13 protein-coding genes are annotated in these 15,303 nt (G+C 70.1%); 6 read left to right on the forward strand and 7 right to left on the reverse strand.

All coding sequences use genetic code 11. From position 1 onward, the window contains the following. Positions 1-19: 19 nt before the first annotated feature. The 3 genes from LY625_RS04640 to LY625_RS04650 are packed head-to-tail and all read right to left on the reverse strand — an operon-like array spanning position 20 to position 3,919. Entirely contained in the window at positions 20-1,384 is a 1,365-nt protein-coding gene (locus tag LY625_RS04640; RefSeq protein WP_343223458.1) for an Npt1/Npt2 family nucleotide transporter, read from the reverse strand. Beyond that, on the reverse strand, positions 1,381-3,291 hold the full coding sequence (locus LY625_RS04645) for a M48 family metallopeptidase (protein ID WP_233737881.1): 1,911 nt from the start codon (positions 3,289-3,291) through the stop codon (positions 1,381-1,383). Before LY625_RS04645 ends, LY625_RS04640 begins: the two co-directional genes overlap by 4 nt. 22 nt (positions 3,292-3,313) lie before the next feature. Next, a complete protein-coding gene (locus tag LY625_RS04650) occupies positions 3,314-3,919 on the reverse strand; it encodes a LemA family protein (RefSeq protein ID WP_233737882.1) in 606 nt (201 codons plus the stop codon). 69 nt (positions 3,920-3,988) lie between these two features. On the opposite strand from LY625_RS04650, the gene LY625_RS04655 reads away from it, so the two are divergent. Further along, positions 3,989-5,416, forward strand: coding sequence for a serine hydrolase domain-containing protein (locus LY625_RS04655; RefSeq protein WP_233737884.1), 1,428 nt, complete (start codon positions 3,989-3,991; stop codon positions 5,414-5,416). A 103-nt stretch (positions 5,417-5,519) separates the two neighbouring features. Here the strand turns inward: LY625_RS04655 and LY625_RS04660 are convergent, their stop codons facing one another. From LY625_RS04660 to LY625_RS04675, 4 genes are all read right to left on the reverse strand, one after another. After that, positions 5,520-6,029 carry a histone H1-like repetitive region-containing protein gene (locus LY625_RS04660; RefSeq protein ID WP_233737888.1) on the reverse strand — a complete coding sequence of 170 codons (510 nt, stop codon included), beginning with the start codon at positions 6,027-6,029 and terminating at the stop codon, positions 5,520-5,522. Between the two features lie 462 nt (positions 6,030-6,491). Continuing rightward, complete coding sequence (gene gcvH / locus LY625_RS04665) at positions 6,492-6,887, reverse strand: glycine cleavage system protein GcvH (protein ID WP_233737889.1); 396 nt, start codon at positions 6,885-6,887, stop codon at positions 6,492-6,494. Positions 6,888-6,958: 71 nt separating this feature from the next. Further along, complete coding sequence (gene gcvT, locus LY625_RS04670) at positions 6,959-8,077, reverse strand: glycine cleavage system aminomethyltransferase GcvT (protein WP_233737891.1); 1,119 nt, start codon at positions 8,075-8,077, stop codon at positions 6,959-6,961. 77 nt (positions 8,078-8,154) lie between these two features. Next, positions 8,155-9,123 carry an aldo/keto reductase gene (locus tag LY625_RS04675; RefSeq protein ID WP_233737892.1) on the reverse strand — a complete coding sequence of 323 codons (969 nt, stop codon included), beginning with the start codon at positions 9,121-9,123 and terminating at the stop codon, positions 8,155-8,157. A 108-nt stretch (positions 9,124-9,231) separates the two neighbouring features. Here LY625_RS04675 and LY625_RS04680 point away from each other — a divergent pair, with 108 nt between their 5' ends. The 5 genes from LY625_RS04680 to metK all read left to right on the forward strand — a co-directional run bounded on the left by LY625_RS04680 (position 9,232) and on the right by metK (position 15,130). Then, positions 9,232-10,368, forward strand: coding sequence for a GGDEF domain-containing protein (locus LY625_RS04680; RefSeq protein WP_233737893.1), 1,137 nt, complete (start codon positions 9,232-9,234; stop codon positions 10,366-10,368). A gap of 85 nt (positions 10,369-10,453) precedes the next feature. Further along, positions 10,454-11,752 (forward strand): nucleoside transporter C-terminal domain-containing protein, encoded by a 1,299-nt coding sequence (locus LY625_RS04685; protein ID WP_233737894.1) that lies wholly within the window; start codon positions 10,454-10,456, stop codon positions 11,750-11,752. Positions 11,753-11,755: 3 nt separating this feature from the next. Then, the gene (locus tag LY625_RS04690) at positions 11,756-12,697 is read left to right on the forward strand and encodes a ribokinase (RefSeq protein WP_233737895.1); all 942 of its coding nucleotides are present in this window, start codon (positions 11,756-11,758) and stop codon (positions 12,695-12,697) included. Between the two features lie 21 nt (positions 12,698-12,718). Beyond that, the gene (gene dusB / locus LY625_RS04695; protein WP_233737896.1) at positions 12,719-13,717 is read left to right on the forward strand and encodes a tRNA dihydrouridine synthase DusB; all 999 of its coding nucleotides are present in this window, start codon (positions 12,719-12,721) and stop codon (positions 13,715-13,717) included. Between the two features lie 195 nt (positions 13,718-13,912). Next, positions 13,913-15,130 carry a methionine adenosyltransferase gene (gene metK, locus LY625_RS04700; RefSeq protein WP_233737897.1) on the forward strand — a complete coding sequence of 406 codons (1,218 nt, stop codon included), beginning with the start codon at positions 13,913-13,915 and terminating at the stop codon, positions 15,128-15,130. Positions 15,131-15,303 lie beyond the last annotated feature (173 nt).

Raw genomic sequence — 15,303 nt, forward strand, 5'->3', positions numbered from 1 at the left:
ACGCCGCCCCATTGGGCGGCTATTGCGCCCTACCCTCGTCCGGCAGCTTGCGCTGGGCGCGCACCACGGCCCACGCGGCCGTGGTCATGCCGGCGGCGACGCCGATGCCGGCCAGGAACACCACGCTGGAGCCCAGCACCGCCAGCGCCTTGTGCACCCACGCGAAGGCCAGGTCGCCGCCCCGGTAGACGACGGTGTCGATCGCGGCCTTGGCCTTGTAGCGCGACTCGCGGTCGACCCGGGTGTAGAGCGTCTCGCGCGCGGGCTTGGCCAGCGAGAACTCGCCGGCCCGGGTCACCACCTGCACGATCGCCACCATCAGCGGCAAGGGCGAGCCGGCCAGCAGGCAGTAGCCGAGCAGGATTGCCAGCGCCGGCCCCAGCAGCGCCGGCGCGACCCCGTAGCGACGCAGCAGCCAGCGGGTCAGCAGCAGCTGGACCAGCAGGGTCAGGGTGTTGATCGCGCCATCCAGCATGGAATAGAAGGCGGTCCGCTCCTCGTCGGTATCGAACGCCGCACGCACGATCGCCGCCTGTTCGTTGTACAGCAGCGTGCCCACGCCCACGCCGAAGAACATCAGCAATGCCAGTGCGCGCAGCAACGGGCGTTCCCACACCAGCCGCAGTCCCGCCATCACCGAGCCGCCCATGGGCGCGCCTCCGGTCATGCTGCCCTGCTGGCGTTCCCGCCGCAGGGCCCAGGGGCGGAGGCGCATGATGCAAAGCAGGCACACGGCGAGGAAGCCGGCCGAGACCAGCAACAGGCTGGCCACTTCCACCGGCTCGAACCAGGGGCGAACGAACTCCGGCGGCTCGGTCAGGAAGCGGGTGATGGCCGGGCCGGTCAGCGCGCCGATGGTCCCGCCGGCGCCGATATAGCCATACACCCTCTTGGCGTCCTCGTTGTCGAACACGTCCGCCATGAACGACCAGAACACCGTCACGGCGAACAGGTTGAACACCGCGACCCAGATGAAGAACGCCGCCCCGCGCCCCGATATCCCGGTGTGGAACAACCAGTAGAACCCCGCCAGGCAGGCGATGAACACCAGGTACACCGCCGGCAGGAACACCCGGCGCGGGAAGCGCGCCACCAGCGCCCCGTAGACCGGCTGCAGCAGCACCATCGCCACGAAGGTGCCGGTGAACAGCACCTGCAGGTTGTATTCGCCAAGCATGAAGCCGTGCCCGGCCGACCAGTCCACCAGCCAGCGCGGGAACACCGTCGCGGCATCGCCCGAGGCGCCCATGGCGTCGCGCACCGGGCGCAGCACGTAGTAGCCGCACAACAGGCTGAAGAAATACAGCAGCGACCACCACAGCGGCGGTGAGTCGGCCAGCGCGCGGCGGAAGCGGCGCAGCCGGCCATCGGCAACGGTGTTCACGGACGTCCCGGCAGTGGCGGCAAGGGGCAGTGGAGCATGGCGCAGACGGTCCGCAGCAGTTCCGACTCCACCACGCTGATCCGGCCGTCGTGGGCGATGGCCGCGGTTACCGCCTCCACCAGCACGCGTTTGGCCAGCGGATCGAGCGCGTCCAGCGGCACCCACGCCTGCTCCAGTGCCGCCGGTGCATTGGCGGGCGGGCGGTAGTCGATGTGCTCGCCGGGCAGGATCCGTTGCATGCCGGCAAGATAGGCGTGGCGGGCACCGATGCCGTCACCGTGGCCGGCGTCCGCGACCACCGCCAGCAGGGTCGCGATCTCCCTGCGCACCGCGCGTGGCTGGCGGCGGCCGATCCCGGCATAGCGGGCCGGCGCAAGCGACTCACGCAGTTGCAGGGTGAGCAGGCGGCCCAGGCAGTACTCGAACAGCGACAGCTTTCCATCCGCCATCCCCACTGCCTGCACCGCATCGAGGAAGGTCTCCAGTTGCGGCCGCGGCCGCCGACGCAGGACCGGGAAGGCCAGCTCGGCCAGCGGGATCCGCAGCATCGGGTGCAGACCGGCGACGTGTTGCCGGTGCAGTTGCGCGACATCGACCGCGATCGACTGACCGAGACGGCTGCGGATCTCCTCCAGCTGACGGGCGGCGATGCCTTCATCGGTATCCAGCAACAGGGCCAGCACCAGCGCCATCACCCGCTCACGCTCGCGGGCCAGGCGTCGCAGGTCGGCGGGCAGGTCGCGCAGGATGCTGTCGGCGTTGCGCTGATCGTGCGGGCCCGGCGTGCCGACCTGCCCGGAAACGCCCTCGGGTGCCACATGCTGCGCGCTGCCCGCGCCCGGCAAGCCGCCGCCGTGCAGCCCCAGGTGCAGGTCCTCGTCCAGGCCCATCGGCGGATGCTGCGCCCACCCACGTGCCAGCCGCTCGAGCTCGGCAGGCCGGAAAGCCGGATCCAGGGCGCTGATGCGCTCCAGCAGCGGCGGATGGGTGGCGAACAGCCGGGCACCCAGGCTGCCGTAGGCGACGCCCTCCCCGAACAGCATATGGCTGACCTCCTCCGCATCGCCGCGCGAGGACAACTCCGAGCCGTCCGTCAGCCCGCCGATTTTCTTGAGCGCCCCGGCCAGCCCGGCGCGCTGGCGGGTGAACTGCACCGCGCTGGCATCGGCCAGGCGTTCGCGGCTGCGCGAGACCGCGGCGCGGATCATTCGGGCGAACGCCAGGCCGACCCAGCCGACCACCAGCGCAACCAGACCGAACATCACCAGCCACAGGATGAAGATGCCCCGGTTGCGCCCGCGCAGGTCCGGCCCGACGACGCTGAATTCCATGACCCGGCGCCCGATCAGCGCGATCACCGAGATGCCGAACAGCACCCCGAGCAACCGCATGTTCAACCGCATGTCGCCGTTGAGGATGTGGCTGAACTCGTGGGCGACGACACCCTGCAGCTCGTCGCGGTTGAGCCGCTCCAGCGCGCCGCGGGTGACCGCGACCACCGCATCGGATGTCGAATGGCCGGCGGCGAAGGCGTTGATGCCCGCCTCGTGCTCGAGCACGTACAACCCGGGGACCGGCACCCCGGACGCGATGGCGACCTCCTCGACCACGTTGCGCAGCCGGCGCAGGTCCGGATCGCGGGTGTCCTCGGGCACGCGCTCGCCGCCAAGCTGCTGCGCGACCGCCTCCCCACCCCCGCCCAGGGTGGAAAGCCGGTACAGCGAACCGGACCCGATGATGCCCAGGGCGGCGATCGCCACCCACGCCAGCACCTTGGGCGAGGGGCCGACGACCAGCCAGGCGGCCAGTTCCAGCGCGCCGACGATCATCAGCACCGCGAGCGCGAACAGGACCACCAGCCGCCGGCTGTCACGCCGGGCGGCGGCCTGGAGCTCGAAGAAGTTCATCGGACCGCGCTACGGAAGGGCGTCAGGCGCCCTCGCCGAAGCGCACCTGCGGCACCTGGCGCATCTCCTGCCGGTCGGCCGGGATCGACAGCATCGCCGCCGGCTCGAAGCCGAAGTTGCCGGCGACCAGGCTGGACGGGAACATCTCGCGCCGGTTGTTGTAGGCCATCACCGCATCGTTGTAGGCCTGCCGGGCGAACGCCAGCCGGTTCTCGGTGCTGGTCAGCTCCTCGGTGAGCTGGGCCATGGTCCGGTCGGCCTTCAGTTCCGGGTAGGCCTCGCTGACCATCATCAACCGGCCGAGCGCCCCTTCCAGCACGCCCTCGGCCTCGCCCAGCCGTGCCATCGCGCCGGCATCGCCGGCCTTGCCCTTGGCCGCCGCCAGGCCGCTGACCGCGGCGCCGCGGGCGGCGATCACCGCCTCCAGGGTTTCGCTCTCGTGCGCGAGGTAGCGCCTGGCCGTTTCCACCAGGTTGGGAATCAGGTCGAAGCGCCGCTGCAACTGCACGTCGATCTGCGCGAACGCATTGCGCCAGGCGTTGCGCCCCGCCACCAGGCCGTTGTACGCGCCCACGCCCCACGCCACGACGGCAATCACCAAAGCCAATAGAATCAGGAAGCTGAACATGATTGTTCGCGAACCTCGGGAAACCGGCGTTATGATCGGGTGACCCAGCATACGCAGGCGCTGCAGCCGATGAAAGACAGTCCGCACCGCTCGCCCCGTACCCGTCGCCGGCTGCTGACCCTCGGGGTCCTGCTGAGCCTGGCCGTGGGCACCGGCGCCCAGACTCCTTCCGGCGCCCGGCAAGACGACAGCCCGCAGGAAGCGTCCGTCGCCGCGGCGACGGGCGATCTTCCGGCCGCCGCCAACGTGGCCTCGGTGCCGACGGCAGCCCACATGCTCCCGCCGATCGAATCGGCGCTGGACTCGGGCCCGGCGCTCCCGGCGGGTTTCGACGTGGCGACCTTCGAGGCGATGGCGCAGCAGATGGTGGCCGGCCAGCGGGTACCCGGCATGGCCATGGCGATCGTCCAGAACGGCAAGGTGCTCAGCGCGCGCGGCTACGGCATCACCGACGTCAGCGACGCCGAGCCGGTCGATGCGCATACGGTGTTCCGCCTGGCCTCGTTGTCGAAGGGTTTCGCCGGCACCATGGCCGGACTGCTGGTTGCCGACGGGGCGATGCGCTGGGACAGCAAGCTGGTCGACTACATGCCCGATTTCCAGCTCAGCCGGCCGGGCGCCGCCGAGCAGATCACCGTGGCCGACCTGCTCAGCCACCGCGTCGGGTTGTCGCGCAACACCTTCGACAGCGACCTCGAGCATTACGTGTCCTACCGCGACTTGACCCGCAAGCTCGCCAGTGCGCCGCTGCAGTGCGAGCCGGGGACCTGCTACGCCTACCAGAACGTGGCCTTCAGCCTGGTGGGCGACATCATGTTCGCCGCCACCGGCGACTTCTATGGCCAGCAGATCCAGCGCCGCCTGCTCAAGCCACTGGGCATGAACGATGCCAGTGTCGGGCTGGAAGGCATCGAGTCCAGCGCCCGCTGGGCCCGGCCACATGTCCGCGGCCGCGGCGGCTGGGTATCGGTCATGCCCAAGCCGACCTATTACGAGGTTCAGCCGGCGGCGGGAGTCAATGCCAGCGCCAGCGACATGTCCAAGTGGCTGCTGGCGCAGACCGGCCACCGCCCCGACGTGATTCCCGCGCCCCTGTTGGCAACCCTGCACGCACCGCTGGTCGACACGCCTTACCAGACCCGCACCTCGGCCTGGCGCCGGGCGCGCCTGGAGTCGGCCGGCTACGGGCTCGGCTGGCGCGTGTACGATTACGGCGGCCACCGGATCGCCTACCACGCCGGTGCAGTGCAAGGGTATCGGGGGATGATCGCAGTGGTGCCCGAGCTGGACCTGGGCATCGCGGTGATGTGGAACGGTGAGAGCACCATTCCGTCGGGGCTGTTGCCGACCATGCTCGACCGCGCCTTCGACATTCCCTCCGAGCTCACCGCGTGGCTGAGCATCGACTTCGACCCTTCGCGGATGTATGCCGAGAAGGCCGGGGATTCCCAGGCGCCGGGCAGCAGCTCGGGCCGCGCCTCGGCCGCACCGCAGTAGGACCCGTCCCGCGGCGGAAGCGCCGCCGGTAAATCGCCCGGCATCAAAAAACCCCCTCCCGCCTGGGCCGCGGGAGAGGGTTCGACTTGCCGGGTGCCGCCGGTCAGATCATCGGCGACGGGGTCACCGGCATCGGCCGTGGCTGCTCGGCCTTCTTCGCCCGGCGGGCGGCCTTCTTTGCCGTTGCCTTCTTTGCCGTCGGCGCCTTGGCAGCGGCCTTCTTCGCGGTGGCCTTCTTCGCGGTGGCCTTCTTCGCGGTGGCCTTCTTCGCGGTGGCCTTCTTCGCGGTGGCCTTCTTCGCGGTGGCCTTCTTCGCGGTCGCCTTCTTCGCGGTGGCCTTCTTCGCGGTCGCCTTCTTCGCAGTGGCCTTCTTCGCGGTGGCCTTCTTCGCGGTCGCCTTCTTCGCAGTGGCCTTCTTCGCAGTGGCCTTCTTCGCAGTGGCCTTCTTCGCAGTGGCCTTCTTCGCAGTGGCCTTCTTCGCGGCCGTCGCCTTCTTCGGTGCGGCGACGCCGTTGCCGGTGGAACCGGCGCTGGTGGTGGTCTCGCCCGGGTTGGTGTTGTCCGTTGCGCCGCCGGCGGTGGCGGTGGTCTTTGCGGTCTTCCTGGTGGCCATGTGGTGGCTCCTCGTCAGTGGTCTATCGGGGGTAACAGCCCAGTACCAAGCAAATGCCGTGGGCTGCGCCCATGGCCAACCGCCAGTGCAGCGCGCACCGGAACGGATCGGAGATGGCCCTTCGCCAGCCACGCTCCCTGCGGTGCGCGCGCGCGTGCGCGTGCCATCGCATGAAGCGTGGTCTGGGGCGTGGGCCGGAAGGATGACGTCATGGGTATACCGGTGCGTAAGGGAAACCAGCCCGTACCGTTCGTCCTGCTGGAGAAGGCCTGGGGCTGCAGCGCGCGTTGTCGCGTAGGTTTCTCTCACTTGCTTCCGCAGGAGACGTCTGCTTGGCGAAACCTAATCACGTGGCAATGGGGTGTCAACAACACCTGCGTGCGTTGTTCCGCCAAAGGCAGAAAAAAACCCGCACCTTTTCGGGATGCGGGTTCGAAATTGCATGCCGTCGCGAGACGGGAATCAGCCTTCGTCGGCCTCGACCATCTCGCCATAGGCATCGGCGTCTAGCAGGCCGTCGAGCTGCCCGGCATCGTCGATCTCGAGGGTGAAAAGCCAGCCCTCGCCGAAGGCATCCTCGTTGACGGTTTCCGGGGTGTCGTTCAGTGCTTCATTGACCGCGACCACGGTGCCGGCAACCGGCGCGTAGATGTCGGAAGCCGCCTTGACCGACTCCACCACCGCACAGGCGGCCGCAGCGTCGAAGTGGTCGCCCACCGCGGGCAGTTCCACATACACCAGGTCGCCAAGCTGGGCCTGTGCGTGGTCGGAGATGCCGACGGTGACCTTGCCGTCGCCCTCCACGCGCACCCACTCGTGCGACTTCATGAACTTCAGGTCACCGGGGATCTCGCTCATGGCACTGCTCTCTCCGCAGGGGAATGGAAGGGCGCCAGTGTAAGGGCGCCCGGGCATGGAAAGGGGAAGGATCAGCCGGCGATCCCGGCTGCCGGCTGGCCGTTCTTCACGAACGGCGTGGCCACCACGCGGACCGGGACGTCCTTGCCGCGGATGTCGACCCGCACGCCTTCCGCGCCGGGGCTGAAATCACCCGCGGGAACCCGTGCCAGGGCGATCGCTCTGGATGCGGTCGGCGAGAACGTGCCCGAGAGGATCTCGCCCTCACCCGCGGGGGTCAGCACCTTCTGCCCGTGGCGCAACACGCCGCGCTCGTCCATCACCAGCGCGACCAGCTGGCGTGGCACGCCAGCGGACTTCTGTTCCTCGAGCGCGGCACGACCGATGAAGTCACGTCCTTCATCGAGGCTCACCGTCCAGCCCAGGCCGGCCTCGTATGGAGTCACCGATTCGTCCATGTCCTGGCCGTAGAGGTTCAGGCCCGCCTCCAGCCGCAGGGTGTCGCGGGCGCCCAGTCCCGCAGGCTTGACCCCGGCGTCCAGCAGCGATTGCCAGAGCGCCGCCGCCCCGGTGGCCGGCAACACGATCTCGAAGCCGTCCTCGCCGGTGTATCCGGTACGCGCGACGAACAGCTCCGCACCTGCCTGGCTGCGCACCGTGGCGGTGGCGAAGCGGCCGAGCGCCTCGAGCGTCCCGCGCTCTTCCTCGGATACCAGCGCGGTGACCCTGGCCCGCGCCTGCGGCCCCTGTACCGCGATGATCGCCAACTCGTCGCGCGGCCTGACCTCGACACCGAACGCGGCGGCGTGGCGCTCGATCCATGCCAGGTCCTTCTCGCGGGTACCGGCATTGGCCACCACGCGGAAGAAGTCCTCGCCCAGGTAATAGACGATCAGGTCGTCGATCACTCCGCCGTCCTCGTCGAGCATGCAGGAGTACAGCGCCTTGCCCTGCACCTTCAGCTTGTCGATCGAGTTGGCCAGCAGCCGGCGCAGGAACTCGCGGGCACGCGCGCCGTGCAGGTCGATCACCGCCATGTGGCTGACATCGAACATGCCGGCATCGCGGCGCACATGGTGGTGCTCCTCGATCTGCGAGCCGTAGTTGAGCGGCATGTCCCAGCCGCCGAAGTCCACCATCCGCGCGCCGAGCGCACGGTGGCTGTCGTTGAGGATGGTCTTGCGGGTCATGGCGGTCCACGGTGGAGGGAAGCAGGCATTATCCCGGATCGGCCCGGGCTTTCCGACGCCGGCGCCGGAGTGGCCGCTCAGGCGACCGCCGCCTCCACCTGTGCCCACTCGGCCTCGCCCAGGCGTCCGGCCAGCTCCAGCGCTTCCAGGTTCTGCAGCAACTGCTCCACCCGGCTGGCGCCGAGGATCACCGACGACACCCGCGGGTTGCGCAGGCACCAGGCGATCGCCAGTGGTGCCGGGCGCACGCCAAGCCCGCCGGCCGCGGCGGTGAACGCCCGGGCACGCTGCAGCCGCGCCTGCTGCTCGCCGACCACCTCCCTTTGCAGCCACTCCAGCCCTTCGCGGGCCAGGCGCGAGCCTTCGGGGATCCCGTCGTTGTACTTGCCGGTCAGCAGGCCGGAGGCGAGCGGCGACCACACGGTCGTGCCCATGCCGAAGTCCTGGTACAGCGGTGCGTACTCGCGCTCCACCCGCTCGCGGTGCAGCAGGTTGTATTGCGGCTGCTCCATGGTCGGGGCATGCAGGTGGTGGCGCGTTGCGACCTCGTGGGCCTGGCGGATCAGCTCCGCCGGCCATTCCGAGGTGCCCCAGTACAGCACCTTGCCCTGGCGGATCAGGGTGTCCATGGCCCACACCGTCTCCGCGACCGGCACCTGCGGATCGGGCCGGTGGCAGTAGTACAGGTCCAGGCAGTCCACCCGCAGGCGCCGCAGCGCCGCATTGCAGGCATCGGCGACATGCTTGCGCGAGAGCCCCTTCTGGGTGGGTCGCGGGTCATCGGTGGCGCCGAAGTAGACCTTGCTGGACACGCAGAACCCGTCGCGCGGCAGGCGCAGGTCGGCGATCACGTCGCCCATGATCCGCTCGGCCTCGCCATTGGCATAGCCCTCGGCGTTGTCGAAGAAGTTGATCCCGTGGTCCCAGGCGGCGGCCACCAGGTCGCGGGCGGTGCCGCGGCCGAGTTGGCTGCCGAAGGTGACCCAGGCGCCGAAGGACAGCGCGGACAGCTGCAGGCCGGACGAGCCGAGGCGACGGTATTCCATGGGGATCTCCGGGGAGAGGGCATCGGGGCATTGCAGTGTAGCCAGCGCCCGGGGGGCTGGACGGGCGCGGTATGCTCGGCCCGGGGCCACGGGAGGACCTGGACACCGATGATGCAGGGACTGCACGGTCTTCGCGAACTGCTCGCGCGCCTGGCGGCGCGCCCGGACGCGCTCGTGCTCGAGCTCGGCGCCGGCGGCGAGCTGCTGGTTGCCCGCGTGCGCCTGGTGGTGGCGGCGCTCCTGCTCCTGCTGCCGCTGGCCAACATCCTTGGCGGCGGTAGCCTGGGCGAAACCCTCAGCGGACTGGCGGGGGCGGTCACGATCAACCTGCTGTCCCTGCTGTGGCTGCAGCTGGCCCGCGGGCCGCGCCGGTATCGATGGCTGCCGTTCCTGACCACGGCCTTCGACGTGTCCGTGGTCACCCTGGTGCTGGCGATGCTCGCCTGGCAACACCCGCCGGCCGGCCTCAACAGCATGGTGGTGTGGTGCTGCTACACCCTGGCGATCATGTTCACCGCGCTGCGCGGGGACGGGCGGGTGAGTGTCGTCGCCGGCGCACTGGCGCTGCTGCAGTACGGTGCGCTGGTCATCTGGATCATTACGGCTGCAGCGTCGCCCGAACGCCTGCTGTCCAGCGAGTACGGCCTGGTCACGCTTGGCGCGCAGGCGCAGCGCCTGACCCTGCTGGGCCTGGTGACGGCGGTGACCGCGGTGATCGCATTCCGGATGCAGCAGGTCGTCCTGGCATCGGGCCACGACGGCCTCACCGGGCTGCCCAACCGCACCTGGCTGGTGCACCGCGCCCCGGCACTGTTGGCCGAGGCCCGCGTGCAGGACAGCAGCCTGAGCCTGGCACTGCTGAACCTCGACGGGCTGCGGCGGATCAACGAGCAGGAAGGCGAGCACGCCGGCGACCGCGCCATCTGCCACGCGGTGGACGTGATCCGCGGACTGTCGGGGCGCGGCGAATGGCTGGTCCGGCTGGGCGGCGACGAACTCCTGCTGGTCCTGCAGCAGCCGGCCGGCACCGCATGGGAACGCCTGGATGCGATCCGCCGCGGGCTGTCCACCCTCCCCTTCCTGCCGGGACGCGGCAGCACCCGGATGCACCTGAGCTTCAGCGCGGGCATCGCCGCCGCTCCCGGCGACGGGCGGACCCTGGCCGAATTGCTGCGCCGGGCCGACCGCCGCCTGCGCCAGGCCAAGCTGGAAGGCGGCAACCGGGTGATCGCCCGGGACGACTGACCGCCACGCGGAAGTTGCCCAGCGGGTCCCTGCGGCCGTAACCTGCGTCGTTTGGCGGCGCGCGGTCCGCGCCCGGGGATTGTGGATGGACGTTCTGGGGCGCATCGGCTTCGGCCTGTTCGGGCTCGCGGTGCTGATCGGCATCGCCTGGTTGTTCTCCAGCCACAAGCGCCGGGTCGACTGGCGCCTGGTGGCGACCGGCATCACCCTGCAGATCGGCTTTGCCGCGCTGGTGCTGCTGGTGCCGGGCGGGCGCGACGTGTTCGACGCGCTGGGCAACGGCTTCGTCCGGCTGCTGGGCTTCGTCAACGTCGGCTCGGAGTTCATCTTCGGCAGCCTGATGAACGTCGAGACCTACGGCTTCATCTTCGCCTTCCAGGTGCTGCCGACGATCATCTTCTTCGCCGCCTTCATGAGCGTGCTGTACCACCTGGGGGTGATGCAGGCGATCGTGCGGGCGATGGCCTGGGCGATCACCAAGGTGATGAACGTCTCCGGCGCGGAGACCACCAGCGTCAGCGCCAGCGTGTTCATCGGCCAGACCGAGGCGCCGCTGACCGTGCGCCCCTACATCAGCCGGATGACCGAATCCGAGCTGCTGACCATGATGGTGGGCGGCATGGCGCACATCGCCGGCGGCGTGCTGGCGGCCTACGTCGGCATGCTCGGTGGCGGCGACCCGGTGGCCCAGGCGTTCTACGCCAAGCACCTGCTGGCGGCCTCGATCATGGCCGCGCCGGCAACGATGGTGGTGGCCAAGCTGCTGGTGCCGGAAACCGGCGTGCCGCTGACCCGCGGCACGGTGAAGATGGAGGTCGAGAAGACCACCAGCAACGTGATCGATGCCGCCGCCGCCGGCGCCGGCGACGGCCTGCGGCTGGCGCTGAACATCGGCGCGATGCTGCTGGCCTTCATCGCCCTGATCGCCATGATCGACTGGCCGCTGACCTGGATGGGCGAGGTCACCGGACTGGCCGACGCGCTTGGCCGGCCCACCAGCATGGCCACCCTGCTCGGCTACCTGCTGGCGCCGGTCGCCTGGCTGATCGGCGTGCCGTGGCAGGACGCGGTCGCGGTCGGCGGGCTGATCGGCGAGAAGATCGTGCTCAACGAGTTCGTCGCCTACCTGCACCTGTCGGAGATCGTCACCGGACAGAACGCGGACGTGACCCTGACCGAGCAGGGCCGGCTGATCGCCACCTACGCCCTGTGCGGTTTCGCCAACTTCTCCTCGATCGCGATCCAGATCGGCGGGATCGGCGGGCTGGCGCCGGACCGGCGGCAGGACCTGGCGCGGTTCGGCCTGCGCGCGGTGCTGGGCGGCACCCTGGCGACCCTGATGACCGCCACCATCGCCGGCGTGCTGACCAACCTGGGGGCCTGAGGCATGGCCGCGGTTGTCGTCGTCGGTTCCTTCAACGTCGACCACGTCTGGTCGCTGCCGGTGCACCCGCGCGTGGGCGAGACCCTGGCGGCGCGCTACAGCACCGGACCGGGCGGCAAGGGCTTCAACCAGGCCACCGCGGCGGCCCGGTCCGGTGCCGCCACCGCGTTCGTCTGCGCGATCGGCGACGACGCCGGCGGGCGGCTGGCGCGGCAGCTTGCCGCGGACGACGGGATCGAACTGCACGCCACCGTCTCCACGCAGCCCACCGGAACCGCCGGCATCTATGTCGACGCGGCGGGCAACAACACGATCGCGTTCGGGGCCGGGGCGAATGCCGACCTGGACACCGGCTCCGTCGCGCGGCACGCCGCGCTGCTGGCAAGTGCCGGCGTGGTCCTCACCCAGATGGAATCGCCACCGGCCACCATCCTGGCCGCCTTCGGCCACGCCCGCGGCGGTGGCGCGCTGGCGATGCTCAACCCGGCACCGGCCGATGCCGACGTCTCGCCGGAACTGCTCGCGCTCACCGACGTGCTCACTCCCAACGAGTCGGAGTTCTGCACCCAGCTGGCCCGCCATTGCGGCGAACAGATGGGCGCGGCGGACGTCGCGGCCCTTGCCGACGACGGGCTGCACGCGCTGTGCCGGCGCTTGCTGCCCCACGGCACGGTGGTGGTGACGCTTGGCGCCGCCGGCTGCTTCGTTTCCCATGCCGGCGGGCACCTACGCGGTGATGCGCGAGCCCATTACCGGGTTCCGGCCGCCGCCGTCCGCGTCGTCGACACCACCGGGGCCGGCGACGCGTTCAACGGCGCCCTGGCCGCTTCGCTGGCCCGGGGCACGGGCCGCTTCGCCGACCACGTCGCCTTCGCCTGCCGCTACGCGGGCGCCTCGACCGAGCGCCAGGGGGCGGCCGCGGCGATGCCGTACCTCGTCCCGTAGGGGGCCGGTACAATCGCGCCCATGCGGATCGGGCCCCACACCATTGAACCTGCGGTGGTCCTGGCCCCGATGGCCGGCGTCACCGACAAGCCGTTCCGGGTGCTGTGCAAGCGCCTGGGCGCGGGGCTGTGCGTGTCGGAGATGACCACCTCGGACCCGCGGCTGTGGGACACGCCCAAGTCGCGCCACCGCATGGACCACGACGGCGAGCCCGCCCCGGTGAGTGTGCAGATCGCCGGCACGGTCCCGTCGGTGATGGCCGAGGCGGCCCGGCACAACGTGGGCAACGGGGCGCAGCTCATCGACATCAACATGGGCTGCCCGGCCAAGAAGGTCTGCAACGCCTGGGCCGGTTCGGCGCTGATGCGCGAGCCGGCCCTGGTCGCGGAGATCCTGGAGGCCGTCGTCGGCGCGGTGGACGTGCCGGTGACGCTCAAGATCCGCACCGGCTGGGCGGCGGACCACAGGAACGCGCTGGAGATCGCCCGCATCGCCGAGGCGTCCGGCATCGCCGCGCTGGCGATCCACGGCCGCACCCGCGACCAGCACTATAACGGCGTGGCCGAGTACGACACGATCGCCGAGGTCAAGGCGGCACTGTCGATCCCGGTCATGGCCAACGGCGACATCGACTCCCCGCGTAAGGCCAGGGCGGTATTGGCCCACACCGGCTGCGACGCGGTGCTGGTCGGCCGCGCGGCCCAGGGCCGGCCGTGGCTGTTCCGCGAGATCGCCCATTACCTGGCCACCGGCGAGGAACTGCCGCCGCCAGCGCTCCGGGAAGTGCGCGACATCCTGCTCGGCCACCTGGAGCACCTGCACGCGTTCTACGGCGAGCCCAAGGGCGTGCGGATAGCCCGCAAGCACCTGGGCTGGTACGCGAAGGACCGCCCGGAGAACGCCGCCTTCCGCGCAGTGGTCAACCGTGCCGAAAGCGCCCGGGCGCAGCTGGAACTGACCCGCGACTACTTCGATGCGCTCGCCGCGGGCGTGGCCCCGGCATTGTTGGCCGCGGCCTGATTCCCGGCGCCCGGGACACCGGGTTGCTGCCATGTCCGCTGCCACGTTGCGTCCCAGGCCGCGCGGCGGCCACCCGTCCGGGAGCGCCCGCGTCTTTACCAGGGGCAGACCCGGCAGCAGCCAGAATGCGCCAACACGGCCGTGGCTGTATCATCCGCGGCCATCCTTTTATCCGCATGCAGGGATACATCGCCGATGTCCAGTTACCTGTTCACTTCCGAATCGGTGTCCGAGGGTCATCCCGACAAGATCGCCGACCAGATCTCCGACGCCGTCCTCGACGCCATCCTCGCCCAGGACAAGCGCGCCCGCGTGGCCTGCGAAACCATGGTCAAGACTGGTGCGGCGATCGTCGCCGGCGAGGTCACGACCAATGCCTGGGTCGACATCGAGGCGCTGGCGCGCCAGGTCATCAACCGCATCGGCTACGACAACTCCAACGTCGGCTTCGACGGGCACACCTGCGCGATCATCAACATGATCGGCAAGCAGGCGCTGGAGATCGCCCAGGGCGTGGACCGCAAGGACCCCGAGAAGCAGGGTGCCGGCGACCAGGGCCTGATGTTCGGCTATGCCTGCGACGAGACCCCCGAGCTGATGCCCGCGCCGATCTTCTATGCCCACCGGCTGGTGGAGCAGCAGGCGAAGATCCGCCGCAAGAAGGATTCACCGCTGCCGTGGCTGCGCCCGGACGCCAAGAGCCAGGTCACCCTGCGCTACGGCGACGACGACCGCATCGCCGGCATCGACGCGGTGGTGCTGTCCACCCAGCACGATCCGGGCGTCAAGCGCATCGACCTGATCGAGGCGGTGCGCGAGCACATCCTGCGCCCGGTGCTGCCCAAGGGCTGGCTGGAGTCGCTGCCCAAGGGCAAGGTGCACATCAACCCGACCGGCAGCTTCGTGGTCGGCGGTCCGGTGGGCGACTGCGGCCTGACCGGGCGCAAGATCATCGTCGACACCTACGGTGGCATGGCCCGCCACGGCGGCGGCGCGTTCAGCGGCAAGGACCCGTCCAAGGTCGACCGCTCGGCCGCCTACGCGGCGCGCTACGTGGCCAAGAACGTGGTCGCCGCCGGCCTGGCGCGCAAGTGCGAGGTCCAGGTCAGCTATGCGATCGGCGTGGCCGAGCCGACCTCGATTTCGGTGACGACCTTCGGCACCGGGCGGGTCGATGACGAGCAGATCGAGCAGCTGATCCGCGCGCACTTCGACCTGCGCCCGTACGGCATCGTGACCATGCTCGACCTGATCCACCCGATCTACCAGCCGACCGCCGCCTACGGCCATTTCGGCCGCAAGCCCAAGGCCTACCGCTACACCGACGGCCAGGGCAACACGCAGGAGGCGACGCTGTTCTCCTGGGAGAAGACCGACAAGGCCGGCGAGCTGCGCGAGGCCGCCGGACTCTGACCCGCAGGGCGCAATAGCCGCCCTCCCGGGCGGCGTATTGCGCCGAGACGCATGAAAACGACATACCCCCGGACCCGGGGGTATGTCGTTTGTTTTCCATCCGGCGCAATACGCCGGAGGCAGGGCGCGGGCTCCGGGGCCTTTCGGCCCCGGCTATTGCGCCCTACCCGGCG

The organism is Lysobacter sp. GX 14042 (assembly GCF_021390425.1).
Lineage (GTDB): Bacteria > Pseudomonadota > Gammaproteobacteria > Xanthomonadales > Xanthomonadaceae > Novilysobacter.

Excerpts from the sequence above, each read along its gene's own strand:
- LY625_RS04645 (WP_233737881.1), bottom strand. The coding sequence starts at position 3,291 with ATGAACTTCTTCGAGCTCCAGGCCGCCGCCCGGCGTGACAGCCGGCGG.
- LY625_RS04650 (WP_233737882.1), bottom strand. The coding sequence starts at position 3,919 with ATGTTCAGCTTCCTGATTCTATTGGCTTTGGTGATTGCCGTCGTGGCG.
- LY625_RS04655 (WP_233737884.1), top strand. The coding sequence starts at position 3,989 with ATGAAAGACAGTCCGCACCGCTCGCCCCGTACCCGTCGCCGGCTGCTG.
- LY625_RS04660 (WP_233737888.1), bottom strand. The coding sequence starts at position 6,029 with ATGGCCACCAGGAAGACCGCAAAGACCACCGCCACCGCCGGCGGCGCA.
- gcvH (WP_233737889.1), bottom strand. The coding sequence starts at position 6,887 with ATGAGCGAGATCCCCGGTGACCTGAAGTTCATGAAGTCGCACGAGTGG.
- gcvT (WP_233737891.1), bottom strand. The coding sequence starts at position 8,077 with ATGACCCGCAAGACCATCCTCAACGACAGCCACCGTGCGCTCGGCGCG.
- LY625_RS04675 (WP_233737892.1), bottom strand. The coding sequence starts at position 9,123 with ATGGAATACCGTCGCCTCGGCTCGTCCGGCCTGCAGCTGTCCGCGCTG.
- LY625_RS04680 (WP_233737893.1), top strand. The coding sequence starts at position 9,232 with ATGATGCAGGGACTGCACGGTCTTCGCGAACTGCTCGCGCGCCTGGCG.
- LY625_RS04685 (WP_233737894.1), top strand. The coding sequence starts at position 10,454 with ATGGACGTTCTGGGGCGCATCGGCTTCGGCCTGTTCGGGCTCGCGGTG.
- LY625_RS04690 (WP_233737895.1), top strand. The coding sequence starts at position 11,756 with ATGGCCGCGGTTGTCGTCGTCGGTTCCTTCAACGTCGACCACGTCTGG.
- dusB (WP_233737896.1), top strand. The coding sequence starts at position 12,719 with ATGCGGATCGGGCCCCACACCATTGAACCTGCGGTGGTCCTGGCCCCG.
- metK (WP_233737897.1), top strand. The coding sequence starts at position 13,913 with ATGTCCAGTTACCTGTTCACTTCCGAATCGGTGTCCGAGGGTCATCCC.